This is a genomic window from Marinobacter sp. F4206 (genome assembly GCF_019392195.1).
Lineage (GTDB): Bacteria > Pseudomonadota > Gammaproteobacteria > Pseudomonadales > Oleiphilaceae > Marinobacter.
On record NZ_JAHXKI010000007.1, the window covers coordinates 94,608 to 114,410 of the forward strand.

17 protein-coding genes and 1 pseudogene are annotated in these 19,803 nt (G+C 56.2%); 11 read left to right on the top strand and 7 right to left on the bottom strand.

What is annotated here, in order from left to right; translation table 11 throughout:
* Positions 1-5: 5 nt before the first annotated feature.
* On the top strand, positions 6-1,340 hold the full coding sequence (locus tag KZO34_RS18445) for a sodium ion-translocating decarboxylase subunit beta (RefSeq protein ID WP_374706543.1): 1,335 nt from the start codon (positions 6-8) through the stop codon (positions 1,338-1,340).
* A gap of 219 nt (positions 1,341-1,559) precedes the next feature.
* On the opposite strand, the gene KZO34_RS18450 is transcribed toward KZO34_RS18445, so the two are convergent.
* From KZO34_RS18450 to KZO34_RS18475, 6 genes are all read right to left on the bottom strand, one after another.
* Positions 1,560-4,679 (bottom strand): error-prone DNA polymerase, encoded by a 3,120-nt coding sequence (locus KZO34_RS18450; RefSeq protein ID WP_219478446.1) that lies wholly within the window; start codon positions 4,677-4,679, stop codon positions 1,560-1,562.
* Entirely contained in the window at positions 4,679-6,097 is a 1,419-nt protein-coding gene (locus KZO34_RS18455; RefSeq protein ID WP_219478447.1) for a Y-family DNA polymerase, read from the bottom strand. The genes KZO34_RS18450 and KZO34_RS18455 overlap by 1 nt, the downstream gene beginning before the upstream one ends.
* A 7-nt stretch (positions 6,098-6,104) precedes the next feature.
* Positions 6,105-6,794, bottom strand: coding sequence for a translesion DNA synthesis-associated protein ImuA (gene imuA / locus KZO34_RS18460; RefSeq protein ID WP_219478448.1), 690 nt, complete (start codon positions 6,792-6,794; stop codon positions 6,105-6,107).
* A 151-nt stretch (positions 6,795-6,945) separates the two neighbouring features.
* Complete coding sequence (cysK, locus tag KZO34_RS18465; RefSeq protein ID WP_219478449.1) at positions 6,946-8,433, bottom strand: cysteine synthase A; 1,488 nt, start codon at positions 8,431-8,433, stop codon at positions 6,946-6,948.
* Between the two features lie 79 nt (positions 8,434-8,512).
* Positions 8,513-9,976 carry a pyridoxal phosphate-dependent decarboxylase family protein gene (locus KZO34_RS18470; RefSeq protein ID WP_219478450.1) on the bottom strand — a complete coding sequence of 488 codons (1,464 nt, stop codon included), beginning with the start codon at positions 9,974-9,976 and terminating at the stop codon, positions 8,513-8,515.
* 90 nt (positions 9,977-10,066) lie between these two features.
* Positions 10,067-10,444, bottom strand: a complete 378-nt coding sequence (locus tag KZO34_RS18475) for a DsrE family protein (RefSeq protein WP_219478451.1) — start codon at positions 10,442-10,444, stop codon at positions 10,067-10,069.
* 163 nt (positions 10,445-10,607) lie between these two features.
* Between KZO34_RS18475 and KZO34_RS18480 the strand changes: the two genes are divergently transcribed.
* Complete coding sequence (locus KZO34_RS18480) at positions 10,608-12,236, top strand: winged helix-turn-helix domain-containing tetratricopeptide repeat protein (RefSeq protein WP_219478452.1); 1,629 nt, start codon at positions 10,608-10,610, stop codon at positions 12,234-12,236.
* A 103-nt stretch (positions 12,237-12,339) separates the two neighbouring features.
* Entirely contained in the window at positions 12,340-12,687 is a 348-nt protein-coding gene (locus KZO34_RS18485; protein ID WP_219478454.1) for a 4a-hydroxytetrahydrobiopterin dehydratase, read from the top strand.
* A gap of 92 nt (positions 12,688-12,779) precedes the next feature.
* Here KZO34_RS18485 and KZO34_RS18490 read toward each other — a convergent pair.
* A pseudogene (locus KZO34_RS18490) lies at positions 12,780-13,689 on the bottom strand (integron integrase).
* Positions 13,690-14,059: 370 nt separating this feature from the next.
* Between KZO34_RS18490 and KZO34_RS18495 the strand changes: the two are divergent.
* The 8 genes from KZO34_RS18495 (at position 14,060) to KZO34_RS18530 (ending at position 19,707) form a co-directional block, all read left to right on the top strand.
* Entirely contained in the window at positions 14,060-14,368 is a 309-nt protein-coding gene (locus tag KZO34_RS18495) for a hypothetical protein (RefSeq protein WP_219478456.1), read from the top strand.
* 137 nt (positions 14,369-14,505) lie between these two features.
* Positions 14,506-15,453 carry a zinc-dependent alcohol dehydrogenase gene (locus KZO34_RS18500; protein ID WP_219478458.1) on the top strand — a complete coding sequence of 316 codons (948 nt, stop codon included), beginning with the start codon at positions 14,506-14,508 and terminating at the stop codon, positions 15,451-15,453.
* A gap of 59 nt (positions 15,454-15,512) precedes the next feature.
* Positions 15,513-16,076, top strand: a complete 564-nt coding sequence (locus KZO34_RS18505) for a hypothetical protein (protein ID WP_219478460.1) — start codon at positions 15,513-15,515, stop codon at positions 16,074-16,076.
* Positions 16,077-16,168: 92 nt separating this feature from the next.
* Positions 16,169-16,729 (top strand): hypothetical protein, encoded by a 561-nt coding sequence (locus KZO34_RS18510; RefSeq protein WP_219478462.1) that lies wholly within the window; start codon positions 16,169-16,171, stop codon positions 16,727-16,729.
* Between the two features lie 100 nt (positions 16,730-16,829).
* Positions 16,830-17,522 (top strand): hypothetical protein, encoded by a 693-nt coding sequence (locus tag KZO34_RS18515; protein ID WP_219478465.1) that lies wholly within the window; start codon positions 16,830-16,832, stop codon positions 17,520-17,522.
* Positions 17,523-17,701: 179 nt separating this feature from the next.
* On the top strand, positions 17,702-18,583 hold the full coding sequence (locus KZO34_RS18520; protein ID WP_219478466.1) for a hypothetical protein: 882 nt from the start codon (positions 17,702-17,704) through the stop codon (positions 18,581-18,583).
* A 37-nt stretch (positions 18,584-18,620) separates the two neighbouring features.
* Positions 18,621-19,166: a hypothetical protein gene (locus KZO34_RS18525; protein WP_219478468.1), complete on the top strand. Its 546-nt coding sequence runs from the start codon at positions 18,621-18,623 to the stop codon at positions 19,164-19,166.
* Between the two features lie 82 nt (positions 19,167-19,248).
* Entirely contained in the window at positions 19,249-19,707 is a 459-nt protein-coding gene (locus tag KZO34_RS18530) for a hypothetical protein (RefSeq protein WP_219478475.1), read from the top strand.
* Positions 19,708-19,803 lie beyond the last annotated feature (96 nt).

A 19,803-nucleotide genomic window follows, 5' to 3' on the forward strand; every position in this document is an offset into this window, starting at 1 on the left:
ATTCCATGGATAAATTAATGACACTCTGGACGGGCAGTGGCCTGTTCAATATCGAGCTTGGCCAGGTAATCATGATTGCCGTCGGCCTTCTTCTGCTGTTCCTTGCGATTCGCAAGGGCTTTGAGCCGCTGCTGCTGGTGCCCATCGGGTTCGGCGGTATTCTGGCGAACATTCCGGAGGCAGGGCTTGCCCTGACTGCGGCGGAAAACGCGATCCATTTCGCGCTGAAAGATGGCGCGAGCCAGCTTCTGGTCGCCCTGGCGGCGCCGCTGGACGTGGCCTATCAGGCGGGTCAGGCGGTCACGCCCGAGCTGAAGGAAGCGTTCAAGGTGGCGGTGAAAGAGGCTAGCCACTCCGAAATGGTAATGGCGAATTCCATCGCCCAGGATTTCGGCTACGGCAATGGCATGCTCTATAACTTCTACTCTGTGGTTATAGGCAGCACCATCGGGCCACTGGTGATCTTCATGGGTGTGGGCGCCATGACCGACTTTGGCCCGCTGCTCGCTAACCCGAAGACGATGCTGCTTGGCGCTGCCGCGCAGTTCGGTATTTTCGGTACGGTTCTGGGCGCTGCGCTGCTTGATTGGTTCGGTATTCTGGATTTCAACATTCTGGAAGCCGCGGCCATCGGCATCATCGGTGGTGCCGACGGCCCGACGTCTATCTATGTGTCCAGCGTGCTGGCTCCGCATCTTCTGGGTGCGATTGCGGTATCGGCCTACGCCTACATGGCGATGGTGCCGATGATCCAGCCGCCGATCATGAAGGCGCTGACCAGTCAGAAAGAGCGGGCCATGAAGATGACGCAGCTGCGTCCGGTCAGCAAGAAAGAGAAGATCATCTTCCCTCTGGTCGTGCTGATTGCGGTTGTTCTGTTCCTGCCGGATGCAGCGCCTCTGCTGGGTATGTTCTGTTTCGGTAACCTGATGCGTGAGTGTGGTGTGGTTGAGCGTCTGAGCGATACGGCCCAGAACGCGCTGATTAACATCACGACCATCTTCCTGGGGCTGTCTGTCGGCTCCAAGCTGATGGCAGACAAGTTCCTGGATGCTCAAACACTGGGTATCCTGGGCCTGGGTATCGTCGCCTTCGGTGTTGGTACCGCGTGTGGTGTTCTGATGGCGAAGCTGATGAACAAGTTCACCAGCGAGCAGATCAACCCGCTGATCGGTTCTGCCGGTGTATCTGCGGTGCCGATGGCGGCGCGGGTATCCAACAAGGTGGGTCTGGAAGCCAACCCGCAGAACTTCCTGCTGATGCATGCCATGGGTCCGAACGTGGCCGGTGTTATCGGCTCTGCGGTTGCTGCGGGTGTGATGATCAAGCTGCTTAGCTGATCCTCTCGCTCGTTCAGTACCGAAAACCCCGCTTGGCGTATGTCTTGCGGGGTTTTTCTTTTTAGGACTGCCAGCGTGGGGCTGCACCTGCATGGACACCCTTTTCAGGAACCGCTACGAGCACATCCATGTGCGCTTGTTTCCGGCCGTCCATGGCCTCCAACATTCCTGAAAAGGGTGTCCACACAGGTGCATTCAGGCTTGCGAGTTTTCTCGTACCTAGTGAAAATTCCGGGAACTGACCGGAAGCGTCTTGATGAGGTGGCTCAGGTCCGAGAGTTTTCCGGCCATCACGTGAACGATATCCCCCTCTCTCTCCAACACTCCTTTCACATGTAACAACCGCGCCGTCAGCAGCGGTTTTCGCTGTCGTCTTGCGGTTTCCAGCCAGACCACCACGTTTACGTTGCCGGTTTCGTCTTCGAGGGTCACGAAGGTAACACCGGAGGCGGAGCCGGGGCGTTGGCGGCCGGTGACGAGGCCGGCGACCTGCACGGGGATGCCGGCTTTGGTGGTTTTGAGTTGTTCGGCGCTGAGGCAGAACTGGAGATGGCCCTGTTCACGGAGCAGGGCCAGTGGGTGACGTTGCAGGCTCAGGCCCTGGCTGGTGTAGTCGGCGAGTACGTTCTGGCCTTCGGTGGGTTCCGGAAGCTGTTCGCATTGCTCTGGCTGGTAACTGGCCGGGGCTTCCTCGGCAAACAGTTCGGTGGGTTGTTCGTACTCCAGCAGTTGCCAGTAGGCCTGGTGGCGGTTGGCGGTGAAGTCCGGCATGGCGTTGGCGCCGGCGAGCAGTTCCATGTCCCGTTGCTGGAGGCCGGCAAGGCTGCGCAGTTCGCTGGCGGAGCTATAGCCGTTATCTGGCCGTTGCTGGCATAGCCGCTCGGCGCCGCTGGACGAGAAGCCCTGAATTAGCCTGAGTCCGAGCCGGAGGTGCTGGTTCGGGCTGTTCAGAGTGTGATCCCAGTGGCTGTGGTTTACATCGACCGGCAGCACGGTCACCCCGTGGCGGCGGGCATCCTGAACCAGCTGCGAGGGGGAGTAGAAGCCCATGGGCTGGCTGTTGAGAAGGGCGCAGTAGAACGCAGCCGGGTGATGGCACTTGATCCAGGCGGAGACGTACACCAGCAGCGCAAAACTGGCGGCGTGGGATTCGGGAAATCCGTAACCGCCAAACCCGCAGATTTGCTGGTACAGCCGTTCAGCGAAGTCGGCGCTGTGGCCCCGTTCCAGCATGCCGGTGACCAGTTTGTCCCGGAACGGGGTCAGGTCCCCGTGGGATTTCCAGGCAGCCATGGCCCGGCGCAGCTGGTCCGCCTCGCCGGCGGAGAAACCGGCCGCGACCATGGCCAGCTTGATGACCTGTTCCTGGAAGATCGGCACCCCCAGCGTGCGCTCGAGCACCTTGCGGATGGCGTCGTTGGGGTAGTCCACCGGCTCCAGGCCGTGCTTGCGCCGCAGGTAGGGGTGCACCATATCACCCTGAATCGGGCCGGGGCGAACGATCGCCACTTCGATCACCAGGTCGTAATAAGTCTCCGGTTTGAGTCGGGGCAGCATGTTGATCTGGGCGCGGGACTCCACCTGGAATACGCCGATGCTGTCGCCTTTCTGGAGCATGGCGTAGGTGGCGCGGTCTTCGTGGGGGATGTCTTGCATCCGGAAGGGATGGCCCTTTTCCCGGCTGATCAGTTCCAGAGCCCGGCGAATGGCTGAGAGCATGCCCAGAGCGAGGACGTCCACTTTCATCAGGCCCAGGCTTTCCAGATCGTCTTTGTCCCACTGAATCACGGTGCGGTCGGCCATGGCGGCATTTTCCACCGGGACCAGTTCGGCCAGCGGGCCGGAGCTGATGACGAAGCCGCCCACGTGCTGGGACAGATGCCGCGGGAAACCCAGCAGGGTATTGACCAGGGTAAAGAACTGGTCCGCCACTTTCGGGTTTCGGGTCAGGCGCTTGTCGAGCACCTGTTGGCGCCAGCCGGTGGCCTTGTCACGCCAGTCGATGCCTTCCAGCAATTGCTCCACCTGAGCCGGATCAAAGCCCAGGGCCTTGCCGACATCGCGGATGGCACTGCGGGGACGGTAACGAATCACCGTGGCGGCCAGTGCCGCACGCTCCCGGCTGTAGCGCCGGTAAATGTACTGGATGACTTCTTCCCGGCGCTGGTGTTCGAAATCCACGTCGATGTCCGGGGGCTCGTTCCGGTCCTTGGAGATGAAGCGTTCAAACAGCAGTTCCACCCGGGCCGGGTTCACTTCGGTGATGCCCAGGCAGTAACAGACCGCGGAGTTGGCGGCCGAGCCCCGGCCCTGGCAGAGGATGCCGCGGCCGCGGGCAAAGGCGACGATGTCATGAATGGTAAGGAAGTAGTGCTCGTACTTCATCTCAGAGATCAGCGCCAGCTCCTTGCGAATCAGGGCCTGCACGGTCAGCGGCGTGCCATCCGGGTAACGGCGGCGTTCACCCTCGTGGGTGAGTCGTTTCAGGTAGCCGGCCGGCGTTTCTGCCTCCGGTACCAGGTCTGGCGGGTATTCGTAGCGCAGGCTGCCGGGCTCGAAGGTGCATTGGTCAGCAATCCGGAGGGCTTCCCGGAGCCAGGTGTCCGGGAACAGGCGCCGCAAAACCGGTAAGGGCCGCAGGTAACGTTCGCCATTCTGAAACAGGCAGTGGCCGGCGTTCTCCAGGCTGGTGTGGTTGCGCAGGGCGGTGAGCACGTCCTGAAGCGGCTGGCGCTCACGGCTGTGCATATGCACCTCGCCGGAGGCGGTGATCGGGCAGCGCAACTGGTCGGCCAGCCAGCGGGCCCGGGCCAGTTGCTGTTCTTCGCCGGATTCTAGGGTACGGGCCGCGGCAATCCAGAAGCGTGGCTCGAACAATCGTTGTAGCCATTCGCCACCGGCCAGGGCCTGGTCGGCGTCGGCTTCAGCCGGTGCGGGCGGCAGCCACAAACACAGACAGTCATCCAGTGTGTGGGTCTCCACATCCCGAAAGAGCAGTTGGTACTGGCCCTTCTCAGCCCGGCGTCGGCCGGTGGTGATCAGCTGGCACAGCTGGCCATACCCCTTGCGCGTGCGGGCCAGAACAATAAACCGGGGCGGGACGGCGCCGGGCGGGCCGTCATCAAGCTCAAACCAGCTGCCGGTGATCAGTTTCACCGGGCTGTCCTTCAGGGCGGCCCAGGCGCGGGGAATACCGGCCACCGAGCAGGCATCGGTGATGGCCAGGGCGGTGTAGCCCAGCTCGGCGGCCCGTTCGGCCAGTTCCTGGGGGTGGGAGGCGCCGGTCAGAAAGGTAAAGTTGCTGAAGCAGAACAGCTCGGCGTAAGACAATTCGTTCATCAGCCAAACCAACCATGCACGAACCAGCCGTCCCGGACATCCCGGAATACCCAGGCCAGCTGACCATTACTGAGTTGGGCAATGTAGTAGTCCCGATGCACCCGCTGGCCATCCCACCAGCCGCCACTGATCCGTTCCGGCCCGGCAAACCATGTGGTCGGCGCTTCCGTGAGTGGTTGTGGCCCCTGCAGCAGCCATAAGGGGCGGCGGGGCAACTGACTCCAAGGCGTTGCCTCCGGCCGGCTTTTTCGCTGCACGGCGGAGGCGCTCCAGGCCCGTTCCGGGCGATGGTCGGCCTGGGGCGACAGCTGCTTGAGGGCATGGTCCCCAAGGCGGGCCTGTAGCCGGCTCATCAGGGTATGCCAGGCTTCATTCAGATCCTGGGTCTCGCCCAACAGATCTTGCCCGGTGGGGGCTTCGCGCCCCAGGAAGCGTTTTACCGACAGCAACAGTGAAATGACCGGAGCCCTCAGGGGGTGCTGCTCAAAGCGCAGGCGAATCAGGTTCAGGAACGCCTCTGCCCGGTGCTCCGGACCGGAGGTGCGGATGCGCAGGCGGGTCGGTTCTTCGTGCCGATGATGGAGAATCAGCAGCAGGCTGTCGGTCTCCTGCTGGCGCCAGCACAGGTCCTCCTCCAGTTCTGACAGAATGCGCTGCAGCGGAAACAGCAAGCCCTGGACCTGTTCAATCTCCTGTACGAAATCCGCCTGCTGCCGGAAGTGGTGGGGTGGCTGCCAGGGGGACTGTGGGTCTAGCCGGGAACCCTGAATTTTCTGGACATGGGCCAGGGTTTCCGGGGACAGTCGGCGAGCCAGCTCTGCCGGCGGCAGGTCAAAGACCTCGCTCAGGGTGTTCAGCCCCAGCCGCTGCAGGCGGGTGCAGGTGCGGGCATCGAACTCTGCCGCCAGCAGTGGCATCTGGCCCAGGGTGCGCAGGATGTGGCCGTTGTCTGCGGTGCACTCCCCTCTACCACTGCGGGCAATCAGCCGGGCCGCCAGGGGGGTGTGGCCAATGCCGGGCCAGGCCGTCAGCTGGCGTCCATCAAGGGCCTGTTCCACGGTCTGCCAGACTGCCGGCAAGCCACCGTACAGCCGCTGCAGGCTGCCGATTTCCGCCATCAGGCCATCCGGCGGTGCCAGCACAATGTGGTCGGCATAGCGGTACAGCCAGCGGGCCTGATCCTCAAGAATCCGGGCTTCCTGCTGATGGTCTGCTCGCACCGTACCCAGCTCCGGCACCAGACTGATGGCGGTTTTCAGCCGCATGCCAGCGTACACGCCCTGATCCCGGGCACCGGGGCAGGCTTGGATCACCTTTTGCCCGGAACCTTCGACGATCACCAGTGCGCCCGCTTCCTCGCGGGACCGGCGAATATGGTCCAGCAACAGGTGCGGGAAGTGCAGGTACAACCAGAGCATGGCGATATTACCGGTTTGAAGCGGGCCAGGGACCCTGAACCACACGGGGGGCTTCGTGGAATGACAGGTCTGCCCGGTGCGACATAGCCAGGGTGCAACGTTGGCCGGGCCAGCTGCCACGGCGCTTCACGATATTGACCTTCAGGTCCTGTTGCTCGCCGGGTTCCAGCTCCAGGCGCAGGGCGGCGGGGGAGTTCTGATCGGCATAGCGGCGCTCACGGAAGAGCACACACACATTGCTGCCGGCCTCGGCGGCCAGCTGTAAACGCCGGACCTCCCGCGAGGCCAGTTTGCCCGGCCAGGCCATCACCAGACCGGTAACCGGCGAACGCAGGCAGTTTTCCAGAGTCCACAGGAAATCGCCGTCGTCGTAAGTGTGGATCATGACCACCTGATCCAGATTCACACCTTCCCGGGCCAGTGCCGGGGCATAGGGCGTATACGGCGGGTTCAGCCAGAACACGGTTTTGCCATTGTGGGAAAGCCGTTGCATCAGGGGCAGCAGCAGGTGCAGCTCGCCAATACCGGGGGTGTCCAGCAGGCATTCGCTGAGGGCACCCTTCGGCCAGCCAATGCCGCCGAGCTGGTTGTCCAGAATCTGGTAACCGGTCGGTTCCGCCGGCTGGGTGGTTTGCGTGTGCCGGTGCCCCTGCCAGACACGGGCATCCTGCATCAGCGTGTTCAGAAGCTCGCTCATGGGAAAAGTCTCAATATACTGTTTAAATATACAGTATTCTGAAAGCGGCTGGATTTCAAGGATGGCGTGAAGGCAATGCTGAGTTTTCCCAAGGAGAAGCCGGCCACAAAAAAGGGGCTGAAAGCCCCTTTTGAAAGATGGTGTCTCGGGATCAGCGAGGATGCAGCCAGCCCGGCAGCATGCTGTACGGGTCCACATGAATCTCCGGGTTGAAGTCGATGTGCTGGCTTTGCAGGCGGGGGAGCAGGGACCCATCCTTGATCTGGTCAAAGACATCGGTGCAGCCGCCAACAAACTCGCCGTTGATGAAAATCTGCGGCAGGGTGGTCCAGCCGGTTTTTTCTTTCAGTACCGCGCGTATCTGGCCACCCCGGTTGCCCTGTTGATAGGCCACCGAATCCAGATCCACCGACTTGTAGTCGATGCCATACTTCTGGAACACCTTGCGCACCGACCAACAGAACTCACACCATTCCAGTGCAAACATGACGACCGGGTGGGCCGGATCGCTGATCAGTGCTTCCACTTCCTCCACCGCTTCCGGATCCAGCTCGACCGGCTTGCTCGGAGCCGGCGGTGCCTGCGGCACGGTGATATCGAACCGGTAGTTGGGGGTGGAGCGTGACAGCGCCATTTCCTCTTCGGTCATTTCCACGGGCACATCCTCAAACAGCGGGGTGGTCAGGTAGCGCTCCCCGGTGTCTGGCAGCATGCACAGGATGTTCGAGCCTTCCGGAGCCTGTTCGGCAACCTGGAGGGCGCCGGCGAAGGTGGCACCGGAGGAGATGCCGACAAAGATCCCTTCACGGCGGGCCAGATCCCGGGCGCACTGCAGAGAATCGTTACCATTGATGGGCAGGAACTCGTCGATGTTGTGGGCCTGCATGACTTCTTCCGCGAGCTTGGGCACAAAGTCCGGTGACCAGCCCTGCATCAGGTGCGGGCGGAACATCGGGTGGCTTTCCGAGTGGTTGCCACTGGCATCCCGGGGCTGGGCAATGCCGCTGGCCAGAATCGCGGAGTTGTCCGGTTCACAGACAACAATGCGGGTGTTCGGGCTCTTGCGCTTAAGCACCCGGGACACGCCGTTGAGTGTGCCGGCGGTGCCGAAACCGGTGACCCAGTAATCGAGCCCGACGCCCTCGAAATCCTCCAGAATCTCAACTGCCGTGGTGCGTTCGTGCACGGCGGCGTTGGCCGGATTCTCGAACTGCCGGGGTTGCCACCACCCGTGTTCACGGGCCAGTTCTTCCGCCTTGGCGACCATACCGGAGCCCTTCAGGGAGGCAGGGGTGAGCACGACCTTCGCGCCCAGAAAACGCATCAGCTTGCGCCGTTCCACACTGAAGTTTTCGGCCATGGTGACCACCAGAGGGTAGCCCTTCTGGGCGCAGACCATGGCCAGCCCGATGCCGGTGTTGCCGCTGGTGGCCTCGACAATGGTTTGTCCGGGCTTCAGTTCGCCGCGGCGCTCCGCGTCTTCGATCACGCCCAGCGCCAGTCGATCCTTGACCGACCCCATGGGGTTGAAGGCTTCGACTTTGACGTAAAGATTGACCCCCTTGGGGCCAAGGTTGTTGATACGCACCGCCGGAGTACGGCCGATGGTGTCCAGGATGCTGCTGTAAAGCGTACCCATGATTCTTCTCCTCTTATGCTCTTGAGAGAAGGAAGCCCTAACCCATTTCGGGGTACGCCAGGGATCCCTAAATTATAGCTCAGCCAGCGGCTTCGTCATTCGTTTTGGCCACTTCCTGGCCCACGATCAGAACCTCGTCAACGAGTTCATCGGCTTCCTTCAAGGTTGTTCTTGCCCCCACAAAACAAGGCCGGATCGCCAGCGCGCCATTGACCACGGTGGTGCTGGGGATCGCCAGCCCACGCTGCACCATGCGCCGGTGAATGCGGCGGTTCAGTTCGTTCAGGTCATCCCAGCGCTCGCCAAGATAACGAAAACCGCAAATCGAGAGGGTGGGTTCCGACACCACCTGAAGATTCGGGTGCTCCTGGGCTCGTTCGGCAACGTGCCGGGCCAGACTGTTGTGGCGAACGATCCGTTCCCGTAAACCTGCTACGCCGATCTCCCGAATCAGGGCCCAGACCACCGCACCACGGGACGGGGCGGACAGCTCCACGCCCATGTCCGCATAGGGAATGCCCAGGTTGTCCATGGAATGCGCGACGCCCTCGGTGGTGCAGGCGCCTTCCAGATAAGTGGCCGCCTCCTGGGTGAAGGCCCGGTTCAGCAACTCGCGGTCTTTCACGTAGGTAGCGCCAATGCCGACGGGGGCGCCTAGCCACTTGTGCGGGTCCACGATGACGGAATCGGCCAGCTCCAGCCCTGCGTACAGGTGCCGGATGCGGGGATCGAGAATGCCCGGCAGGCCATAGGCGCCGTCCACATGAAACCAGACGCCGTAAGCGCGGGCGGTTTCACCAACCTCCCGGAGCGGGTCAATGGCGCCCCGATTGGTGCTGCCGGCATTGGCGATCACCGCCACCGGTAACAGGTTTGTCTCCTGATCTGCCATTAACTGTCGGCGCAATGCCGCCGGACACATCCGGCCCTGCGCGTCGGTTTCGATTTCGCACACCGAGCGCCGGCCCATTCCCAAAACGGCGGCGGCGCGTTGAACCGAATGGTGGCATTCGGCGGAGGCATACAGACGGCAAGGCCGGTTGATCCCGTCCCTGGCCGGATCAATACCCAGACCTTCAAACGCCCGCTGTCGGGCTGCGCCCAGAGCCACCAGATTGGCGACTGAACCACCGCTGCTGTACAGCCCTTTCATGCCCTCCGGGAGTTCAAACATCCGGGCCATCCAGTCCAGCGAGAGTTCTTCAAGGAAATTGAAGGCGGTAAGACCAAGGCGCTGCGGCGCCGCCACCGAACCGGCCAGCGTTGCCAGCGCGCCAATGGTGGTGGCTCCGGTAGTGATAAAGGCGGTGCAGCCAGGGTTGGGGATGGGGGAGCCGTTGGGAATCACCCAATTGCCCAACTCTGCCAGCACCGCACGGATGCCAATGCCGTCTTCAGGGATCGGTTGCTCCAGGGCCGAGCGCCAGATGTGTGCCTGCTGTTGGGCATCCGGATGCTGAAAGGTCAGGTAAGCGTCCAGCTGCTGGGCGAGCTGTGCTGAGAACTCTGTCAGGTGGCCGCATTCGGCCCTGTCTGTGTTCATGATCATGACGCTCCAACTGGTTCGACCCAAAAAAATCGGGATGGTTTCACTCAATCGCGGCGACTCCCGGTGAGCCGCCGCGGTGTTCGCTCAGGCCAGCATCAGGCCGCCGGTCGCCAGGAACTCCATGGTTCGTGGCGCGCCCGCAACCTCGGCTCCGTCAATCAGGTCGGACTCGCCGATGCCCTTGGTTTTCAGGCAGACCGGGCAGATCCAGATCTTGCCACCGTTGGCCTGGTACTGGCTGATCAGGTTCTCCAGGGGTTCGTGGCCATCGGCTGCCAGTCCCTCCATCGCGCCCTTGACGAACAGGTTCGTGGCATCGGCGGTGATGAACAGGGCAGTTTCACTGGTTTTGGACGCGGTGGTCGCAAGGATGGTGGCAATGGTGGCGCGTTCAAGGTTGTTGGTGCCGTCCTGGCAGTTAACCAGGTACTTGTTGAGGGCGTTGGCTTGTTGAATGGTCATGTCAGTGTCTCCGGGTGGTCGGTGTGTGGTTGCTCATGCAACAGGATCTATCGTAGGCCTCGGAGTCAGGCCAAGCTTGGCGGGGAAACGATTTAAATCTGGAGAAACTCTGGATATTGAAATACCCTTTTAAAGACATGGACAGGCTTTTACGGCTTGGCTTATGCGTTACCAATTTGACGACTTTGAACTCGATACCGACCGTTTCGAGCTATCCCGTAGCGGTGTTGCCCTGGCAACCGAGCCGCAAGTGATCGAATTGCTTGTCATGCTGGTACAGAATCGCCACCGCATGCTCACCAAGGAAGAAATCAACGAAAGCGTGTGGCGAGGCCGGATCGTCTCCGACTCGGCGCTCAGCAGCCGCATCAAGATTGCCCGCAAGCTGCTGGAGGATGATGGCCGCACCCAGCGCTACATCCGTACGGTGCACAAGAAGGGCTTCCGTTTTATTGCCCCGGTGCAGGAGCTGGACGTTGCCGAGGACACCCCGGCAACCGTGGGGCCATCCGCCGCTGAACCGCCGACGGTAGAGCCTGAATCAACGTGTCCGGCACAAGAGCCAGCCCCCCACAGTGCCAAGCCAGCGGTTGCGGTACTGCCGTTCACCAACCTCACTAACGACCCCGGCCAGGAATACTTCTCAGACGGCATTACCACCGACATCATCTCGAACCTCTCCAAGCACCGCTGGCTTGATGTGGTGGCCCGTAACACCAGCTTTGGCTTCAAAGGGCAGGCGACCAATGTGCAGCTGCTGGGGCAGACTCTGGGCGTGGATTACGTGGTGGAGGGTAGTGTGCAGCGGGCCGGGGACCGCGTGCGAGTGAATGTTCACCTCACGGATTGCCACAGCGGACACACTCAGTGGGCCGATCGTTACAACCGCCAGATTGCCGACATCTTCGAGCTGCAGGACGACATTACCGAGACGATCGCCGCCCGCCTTGAGCCCGAGATCGGCTACGCCGAGCGCTACAAGGTGGTCCACAACCGACCGGCCAATCTTCAGGCCTGGGATTGTTACCACCTTGGTGTTCACCATTTCTATCGATTCACCGGGCCGGACAACCGTGAGGCCCAGCGTTTGCTGCGACAGAGCCAGGAACTGGATCCCTACTTCGGAGAGGCGTATGCCTGGTGGGCCTATGCGGTGATTCTCGGCATGGTCTACTGGGATACCAAACCCGCCCAAACCCTCCTGGATGAGGCCCTGCGAGCCTGTGATCAGTCGCTGTCCCTGATGCCCAACAATGCCACCTTTCATGCCCTGAGGGCACGGGTGCTGCTGGCGCGCCGAGAATACCGGAGCGCCATCAGCGAAAACCGCATAGCCATTGAGCTCAACCCGACTTTCGCCGCGGCGTTTTGCGGCCTCGGTGATTCACTGGCCTACGAGACCCGGTACGAAGAAGCACTGAAAAATTTCCGGAAATCCATTGCCCTGAGCCCCAATGACCCGCAGATGTGGGCATTCTTAACCTACGGCGCTCTTGCCATGATTTTCAAGGGTGATTACGAGACCGCCCTGGAGTGGACGGACTGGGCCGCAACCATCCCCAATTGCCAGTACTGGACCAGCGCCCACCGCGCCGTGGCACTGGCGTACCTCAACCGGACCTCGGCGGCTCACGATGCGACGGCGCGGCTGCTGCTGGAATTGCCCGGGTTTTCGGTAGCTTTTGCCCGGGAAAAACTTCTCTACCTCAGGGAACAGGCTCAGGTCGATTGTTATCTGGAAGGACTGCGCCGGGCAGGGGTGCCAGAACAGGCGACCATGCTTGCCAGTTAACACCCAGCCCTCAGGCGTTGCCTCACGCAACGCCAGCCCCGGTTGATAAAGCCAGACTTGAAGCCCAGAGTAGGGGTGAATGGAACGAATTCGGAGGTAACGCATGAGCGAGTTAACCCAGCAATCCTGTGAAGCCTGCCGTGCAGGTGCCCCAACGGTTTCGGAGAGTGAAAAGCAAACCCTGCACAAGGAAGTTCCCGACTGGGAAATCGTTGAGGCCGACGGCGAAGAGCAGTTGCACAGGGTGTTCAAGCTCAAGAACTTTGCCCAGGCCCAGGCATTCACCAACAAAGTGGGCGACCTGGCCGAGGCGGAAGACCATCACCCCGCCATACTTCTCGAGTACGGAAAAGTAACCGTGAGCTGGTGGACCCACACCATCGGCGGTTTGCACAAGAATGATTTCGTGATGGCGGCCAAGACGGATGCGGCCTACAACGAGATGCAATAACGGCGCAGTGGCGGAATCTCTTTCCGCCACTGCCTCTCCCTTCTGGTCAGCCACATCCGCATAAAGCGGATACCAGCGAGTAACCGGGAGAGCTAGAAACCGTCGTCTACCGGGCTGCGGACGCCAAAGCCGCCTCTTCGGACAACGTGGGTGTAAATTTCGGTGGTGCGGATATCCGTGTGCCCAAGCAGCTTCTGAATGGTACGAATGTCGTAACCGGCCTCCAGCAAACGGGTAGCAAAGCTATGCCGGAAAGTATGGCTGTTTGCTGGTTTGCGAATGTCTGCCGATCGAATGGCTTTGCGAAAATTTTTCTGAACCGTTCGATCAAGCATATGGTGCCGCCGCTGAATACCTGAGCGTGGATCTACTGAGAAATCTGTGGCCGGGAAAACGTACTGCCAATCAGGTTCCCGGCTCGCGTTCGGGTATTTACGAGAGAGCGCCGTGGGCAAATACACCGAGCCGTAGCCCCTGGCCAGGTCGCTGGCATGTTGTAGCAGCGCCGATTCAATTTGCTGAGTAAGAGGACGAATAAGCGAGTCGGGCAACAGCGTGACTCGGTCCTTGTTTCCCTTGCCGCTGCGAACCACCAGTTGCTGCATTCCAAAATCCACATCCTTGACGCGAAGGCGCAGGACCTCATTGATCCGAAGGCCCGAACCGTAAATAAGCATGGCTATCAATCGAAATTCATCTTTCATATTCCCAATAGCGGCCCTGGCCTCCTCGGTACAGAAAAACCAAGGCATTCAAGGCAACTCTCTGAGTTGCCGCACTGGCGTTTGTCTGCAGGACCAGATAGGAGAGAAATGCCTCCACTTCTGAGGCGCCCATCGTCTCCGGGTGTTTGCGATCATGAAAACGAATGAACCGTTTGATCCAGAACAAGTAGGTTTTCTCAGTTTTATAGGCCAGCCCGCGCATACGAATGAAGCCGCGTAATTTGTCCAGAAACCTTACTGGAGGTGCGGGCAAAAGGGAGGGGATATCCATATCCATTCTCAATCTCCTGATTCTGTATGCATATACAGTAATCTTGATTGGCACTACAGGTCAACGGGGGGCGCGGTGCGGAGTTATACGAACCGGTTCGCAAAACCCCGGAAACTTTGCGGGAAAGCGACGTAAGTATCTGATATGGTTGAACCCGTATTCAGGTTACCTTGGAGTTATACGCCCCTTCGCGTTTGGAAAATGCATTTTGAGAAGGGCGCATAACTCCGGCGGTAGCCGTGGCATTTTTTTGTTATGCATTGTTTTGTGGAGAGTTTTTCTTGATGAAGAGCTCGGTTGGATTGGAATTATACGAATGCGTGTTATACGAACGCGTTCGTTGAATACGCTGTTATGGGCGCAGGTTGAATTGCGAATGAAGCACCACGCTTTTTTCATTGGGATAGCAGTATTCTTTGCATTCGCGATTTGGTTTCTGTTTTTCAGTCGCCCTGATGAAGCCTCTCTTGTTGTACATGTTGGCGGCCCCACTTGGTCTGGGGTTCTGATGTTGATTTTAGGAATCGCTTTTTTCGCATCTTATGTTTTTCAGCAGGCGGCGTTTGCGAAGCCATTTTTGTTCATTTGCCAACATTTTTCGTCTCCAGCTAGTGACAAAATGGCCTTGTTCTATGGCGCGCTATTGAGTATCGGTGGGATCGCTGTGGTGATTAATGCTCTATGACTCGAGCTGTAGTGCTGGGGCCCATAACAAGGCCATCAAATCTGTTGCGGCCACAAAAAGCGTGGCCTCCACCGGACTGCCTACGCGCTGCTTCGGCAGCCGTTTATGGCGGCGTTATACAGGGAGGTGTAACCTAAATGAGAGCTCTCTTGCTTAAGGGCCCGCAAAAATTTGGTCTCGAAAATGTTGCTACACCAAAGCCAAGCCAAGGCGAGGTGATCATTGATGTAGAGGTCACAGGGCTTGGTGGTAGCGAAGTAGCGGCGCTTCAGAATCCAGGGCTTCGGCCTCTTCCAAACATAATGGGGCATGGGCTTTGCGGCGTAACAACCGCAGGTCAACGAATAGCGGTTTTTCCACTATCCGGTTGTGGGGACTGTCTCTACTGCAACCAAGGCCAGTCCCAACTTTGCGACGATTGGAGTCTGATTGGTGTTCAAAGACCTGGGGGCTTTGCCGAACAAGTATCGGTTCCAGAGAGTGCTCTTGTTCATCTACCCGCCTCATTAAGCTGGGAGCAAGCGTCGTTCATCGAGCCGTTTGCAAACGCCGTGAATGCGTGGGAGCGCGCTCAACCAAAGCCAACCGACTCAGTGCTGATTGTAGGAGCTGGCTCACTGGGTCTAGGTTTAACAGCAATGGCTCGGGATCAGGGCTATGGATCGGTATTTGTCTCAGATCTATCTCCCAATCGCTTAGAAGCTGCTTCGTCACTTGGCGCTTGCGAGGTAGCTCGGACCTTCGGCCGCGAATTCGACATCGTGTTCGACACTGTTGGCACAGAGGTAGCTCGCACTGAGTGTATTAATCGAACGAAGAAAAATGGAAAAAGCGTTTTCCTTGGCTTTGCTTCGCAATCTTTAAGTGTTGATTTCACACGCATGATTCGAGAGCAGAAAACGTTTATTGGATCGTTTGTTTTTTCGAGGGAGCAGTTCGCGAAAGCAATGGAGCTAGTGCAGGGTTGTAGTTCTAAGTGGGTAAGAAACGTGAGTTTCAATGAGGTTGAAGCCGAGCTAATGGCATACGCAAATGGCGATTTTGAATCAATAAAGTCCGTGCTTCGACCGCAAAAATCAGTATAACCAATAGCGTAAGACGGACGGCTTTCAGCCACCGCTTCGCATAGGCGTTAAGCAATCATATGGCTAAAGAAATGGTTTCTATTTCAGGATCTGGGAAGGTCACAACCTACAACTGGATGCTCAAAAGTGCTCGTGTGGCGCTTGAATTTGCGCGTGAGAAGGAAGAAGGGCGTTTTTTTCAGGCGATGAACGTGTTGGTGTATTCAGCATTCGCCGTGGAGGCGTATTTCAACCACCTGGGTGCGCATTTGGATTCGAATTGGGAGTCCAAAGAGAGGAAGTTTTCAAAGTTCAAAAAGCTGCGCCAATTCAATGAACGCCTCGAACTCAATCAGGATCTTTCGAAAGAACCCTTTCGCTCTGTTATGGATGTATTTGACTTCCGTGACGCACTTGCGCACGGCAAGACTGAGGAAGTTGAACGCCAGGAAACAGTCGAGCTCTCAGAGGATGAGTTACGATCCTATATGATCGGCACGAAATGGATGGATGCCTGCACTTTGGAGAATGCAGCGCGGATCTTTTCCAACGTCGAGGAAGCTATTCGACAGCTACATAGGGCAGCGGGTCTCGGTGAGTACCCCTTCATCCACTACCACAGTTCGGCATACAGTCTTGCTTAACAAGGGGCTGCAGCGGACCGCTTTTCCGGCGCGTTGCGCCTCCAAATCGGCCGCGGAGCCCAAGCGTTAGCCGTGAAAGGAAGCTTTTCCAGATGCCCAAATGTGTAGATCAAGATTTTCCTTGTCAGAATCCAAATTATACGGATTTCGACAACATCGCTACCTCAGAACTCTACAATCCTCCATCGGCAAGCGACATCGTAAACGCGAGTGATTTTTGCACTCTAGTGCCTCTAGAAAGAGCCTTCCAACTCACTGATTTGACATACAAAGATTATTTTAAGGGATTGCGCAATAAAACAGGCGTTTACCATCTATGGATTGATTATGATGATTGCGATGATCATGACACCCATACAATGCTTTGTGTATATGTAGGAAAAGGATTGGCAGAGGGAAGGGTCAATGATCACATCAAGAAGAAATGGCCAGACAAAGAATCGTTATATGTTACTTTCTACGAGTGTAGTAACAGAATCGCAAAGTACATAGAACAATTATTCTTGGATACCTATAAATTTTATCTAAATAAGCAGGAAAACACTGGCACAAAGAACCTTTTTGCTGTTTGGGATAATGAGCGACATTTACTTGGTACAGAGCTTCATGCCGTAAGCAACTTAACCAATATCAATGACATAGATGGCATATAGAAAATTAACGGCTAACAAGGCACTCGTTCGGACGCGAACTACGCTGCGCTGCACAGCTTATAAACGTTAGGCAAAAACCTGAAATGGGATTAGATGAAAGATGGAAAAGAACGTTGTCAAACCAGAAAAAATAACCAAGCCCATTCAGCTGCTTGGAGCTTGGTTGGTTGGTCTGGTTTCGCTCAACAGTTGCTTCCTATTCGCAGCAGCAAACTTTGGGACAGGAACCTGGGAGTCAGAGGCTCTTGTGATTGCTTCGATATCAAATGTGCCCGTCTTCCTAATAGCTGTTTTCTTACTGCAAACGAAGTTTAGGCCAGAGCTGCAGGAAGATGCGTATTATGCTAACTATTTAAGTCAAAAGACCAATGAAATAGTTAAAAGGCCGAAATCCGAAGTTATCTACAGTGAGTTAATGGGGCGCGTCGAGAATATAGAGGCATCACTTGCACAAACTAATAATGTGGACGCAGACGTAAATGAGCTTTCCAGTCTTCTGATCGGCGTCAACCGCCACTTTGGCGACATAGAGTCGATCAAAAGCCATTTGGCGAGTAAAGGTGTTGAAAGTGTAACTGTATTTGGTCCTTCAGACACAGCACCAACACATAGAGTTCTGTCGATTTCGAATCGTCTCAATAGCGAAAAAATAATTGCTGCCAAAAAGTTATCGGCCGAATTGAAGATGGATGGGTACGCATTCTTTGATCCCGTATCAGAAGAAACGGATGAAGATATTCTGATTGGCGCATACGGCAATATTGAGTTTGAGACTCTTACAACTACTGCCTAACAATTCGCGCCACGCGGACGCAATAAAGTGCGCCGGTGCGCTCGGGCGTTAGCTTAAGGTGAAGCGTCATAAACTGATGAAAGTAATAAGGTTTTATGGAAGGGATATACTTTAACGCGCATTTAACTGAGTCGATATTTTTCAAGCCGGAACAATTATATGATGGAAACAGAAAGGTCTTGAAAAATCTTGAACACATCGAGAAAGGTAATATCTATTTTATTGCTGAGAGAGGTAAGGTTCGCGTTGATCCAAAAAAAGTTAAATTATCATCCAAAGGTAGACTTAGAATTGATCTAAGACTTTGTGATGGCGCAGTTGTTAGGGAAACAATTGATACGGCACCTCTGTTTATTGATCTAGGTGATATGTTTAGAAAAATATATGGAGATACCAAAACATTGCAAATGCATATTAGGTCAGTTGAAAATGCTGATGAATACGAGCGCCTATTGTCTAAGTCTGGCTCATTACCTGTAATCGGCTTATCGTTGATTCCTGAAAAACAGAATAAAAAGAATGTTGCGCTAAGGCTTTATACCCCAGACGGTCAAGTTAACGATGCACCATTTTCTATACACAGCATCATTTCCGCTTACGCAATCGATATCAGAGATTTTCCAAAGATTGCATATATAGGAAAGTCATCTTCTTTAAGCGACCGAATATATAAGCATGAAAAGCTTCAACAAGCTTTGGCTGTTTTAGATGATGACTCAGATATTTATTTATACGCTTTTCAATTTGATAGTGACAAAATAATTAATAAAAAACTCTCTGATGGTCGAACGTACTTGGAGCGAAACTCTACTAGTGATGTTGCTGGTGCTGACGCTATCTCTTTAGTTGAAATGAGTCTCATTAATTACTTCAAACCAACGCTGAACACTGATTACGTCAACGCTGATATTCCACGCAATGACATTTTCAGAAGATCGCTCAGCAATAAATATACTCATTTTGTTATGGAAGTGATTCACGACGACGGTAGTTTCTGGGAATTTGGCTCTGAAGTTGTTCCTTCGTCTTTAAGTCATACCATAAGATACGAAGTAAGCTAACAAGTGGCTGCTACGGACCCAAAACAGTTGGCACCTTTTGCGCATTTCGCTTCGCGGCGCAAAAGCCGCCAACTATTTCGGGCCGCAGAGCCAGGCGTTAAGAATAGGGAAAACCGTGCCAACAGTTACACTCAAGGACATCAAAGCTGCCTCTGACGAATTTTTTCGTCGCCATTGGCCTTCCTCGGAAATGGAAATGCCAAGATGGAATAGCCCATGGGATTTGGTCGGAACATTACCTGGGCACAACAAACAGGGTGTATACCTGTTGTTGGGAGAGCACGACGAAGTCCTCTATATTGGCGTTGGCGCATCTTTAGGCGGTGGCAAATATACTGGTTATGGTCTTGGTTCAAGGACTGGCCAATATTTCCGCATGGCAGAAGGTCAACGAGGTGTTCCGGTAAAGGATCGGCAGTACGTTCCTAAGACAAAATGGGCTGAACGCGGTGTGTCCCAAGTGGTTACCCTGGGCTTTCATCAAGACTACGCATACTTGGCTTATGGATTAGAAGCATTTCTGTTGCGGGAGATAGAGACCCCCTACAACAAAGTCCGATCGGCCAGGGCATCAAATTCTTAACAAATTGTTGTAGTTCGTTTCGGCCTGCGGCCTCCACCGGACGCCCCTGTCGGGGCGCCGCTAAACCAAGGCGTTATGACCAATGATCGAATATTCGAAGTCTGACATCGCTATGGAATATCTCGACGCAGCAATTGAAGAGCGGGAGCTGCATCAAAGATATTTTGCTGCAATGAACTTGGCGGGAGTGGCGGAGGAATTATTCGGAAAATTGGTGCGAGTAGCCGGTGAGAAAGATCGTCTAACCAGCACGATTGAGGACCTTAGCTATATACAAGAAAAGCTATGGGGGAAAATGGGTTGGGCGAAGCAAAGCCCGAAAGACCTCAAAAAGCTGTTGGTTAGCCCCAAAAATAGCATCAAACACATGGATAACGGCGCAGACTCAAACGCGAAGCTTCATTTTGAAGTGGAAGATGAATCGAAGTGGATGATTCAGTCTGCAATTCGGAACATGGACGCGCTTGGATTAGAACGTTCAGAAGCTGTGAGGCGCTTCCTGTTGAAGCACGCAGACGATGATTCACTGGACAAGTCATAACCAGTTATTCCAGTTCGTTCTGCACTTCCCCCACTTCAATAGACACGCATCGATAACTCCGAAACAGGAGAGCTACGATGCCGAAGATGCTCACTG

Excerpts from the sequence above, each read along its gene's own strand:
- KZO34_RS18450 (WP_219478446.1), bottom strand. The coding sequence starts at position 4,679 with ATGAACGAATTGTCTTACGCCGAGCTGTTCTGCTTCAGCAACTTTACC.
- KZO34_RS18510 (WP_219478462.1), top strand. The coding sequence starts at position 16,169 with ATGCCCAAATGTGTAGATCAAGATTTTCCTTGTCAGAATCCAAATTAT.
- KZO34_RS18480 (WP_219478452.1), top strand. The coding sequence starts at position 10,608 with ATGCGTTACCAATTTGACGACTTTGAACTCGATACCGACCGTTTCGAG.
- KZO34_RS18530 (WP_219478475.1), top strand. The coding sequence starts at position 19,249 with ATGATCGAATATTCGAAGTCTGACATCGCTATGGAATATCTCGACGCA.
- KZO34_RS18475 (WP_219478451.1), bottom strand. The coding sequence starts at position 10,444 with ATGACCATTCAACAAGCCAACGCCCTCAACAAGTACCTGGTTAACTGC.
- KZO34_RS18505 (WP_219478460.1), top strand. The coding sequence starts at position 15,513 with ATGGCTAAAGAAATGGTTTCTATTTCAGGATCTGGGAAGGTCACAACC.
- KZO34_RS18455 (WP_219478447.1), bottom strand. The coding sequence starts at position 6,097 with ATGCTCTGGTTGTACCTGCACTTCCCGCACCTGTTGCTGGACCATATT.
- cysK (WP_219478449.1), bottom strand. The coding sequence starts at position 8,433 with ATGGGTACGCTTTACAGCAGCATCCTGGACACCATCGGCCGTACTCCG.
- KZO34_RS18495 (WP_219478456.1), top strand. The coding sequence starts at position 14,060 with ATGAAGCACCACGCTTTTTTCATTGGGATAGCAGTATTCTTTGCATTC.
- KZO34_RS18470 (WP_219478450.1), bottom strand. The coding sequence starts at position 9,976 with ATGAACACAGACAGGGCCGAATGCGGCCACCTGACAGAGTTCTCAGCA.
- KZO34_RS18515 (WP_219478465.1), top strand. The coding sequence starts at position 16,830 with ATGGAAAAGAACGTTGTCAAACCAGAAAAAATAACCAAGCCCATTCAG.
- KZO34_RS18500 (WP_219478458.1), top strand. The coding sequence starts at position 14,506 with ATGAGAGCTCTCTTGCTTAAGGGCCCGCAAAAATTTGGTCTCGAAAAT.
- KZO34_RS18485 (WP_219478454.1), top strand. The coding sequence starts at position 12,340 with ATGAGCGAGTTAACCCAGCAATCCTGTGAAGCCTGCCGTGCAGGTGCC.
- KZO34_RS18445 (WP_374706543.1), top strand. The coding sequence starts at position 6 with ATGGATAAATTAATGACACTCTGGACGGGCAGTGGCCTGTTCAATATC.
- imuA (WP_219478448.1), bottom strand. The coding sequence starts at position 6,794 with ATGAGCGAGCTTCTGAACACGCTGATGCAGGATGCCCGTGTCTGGCAG.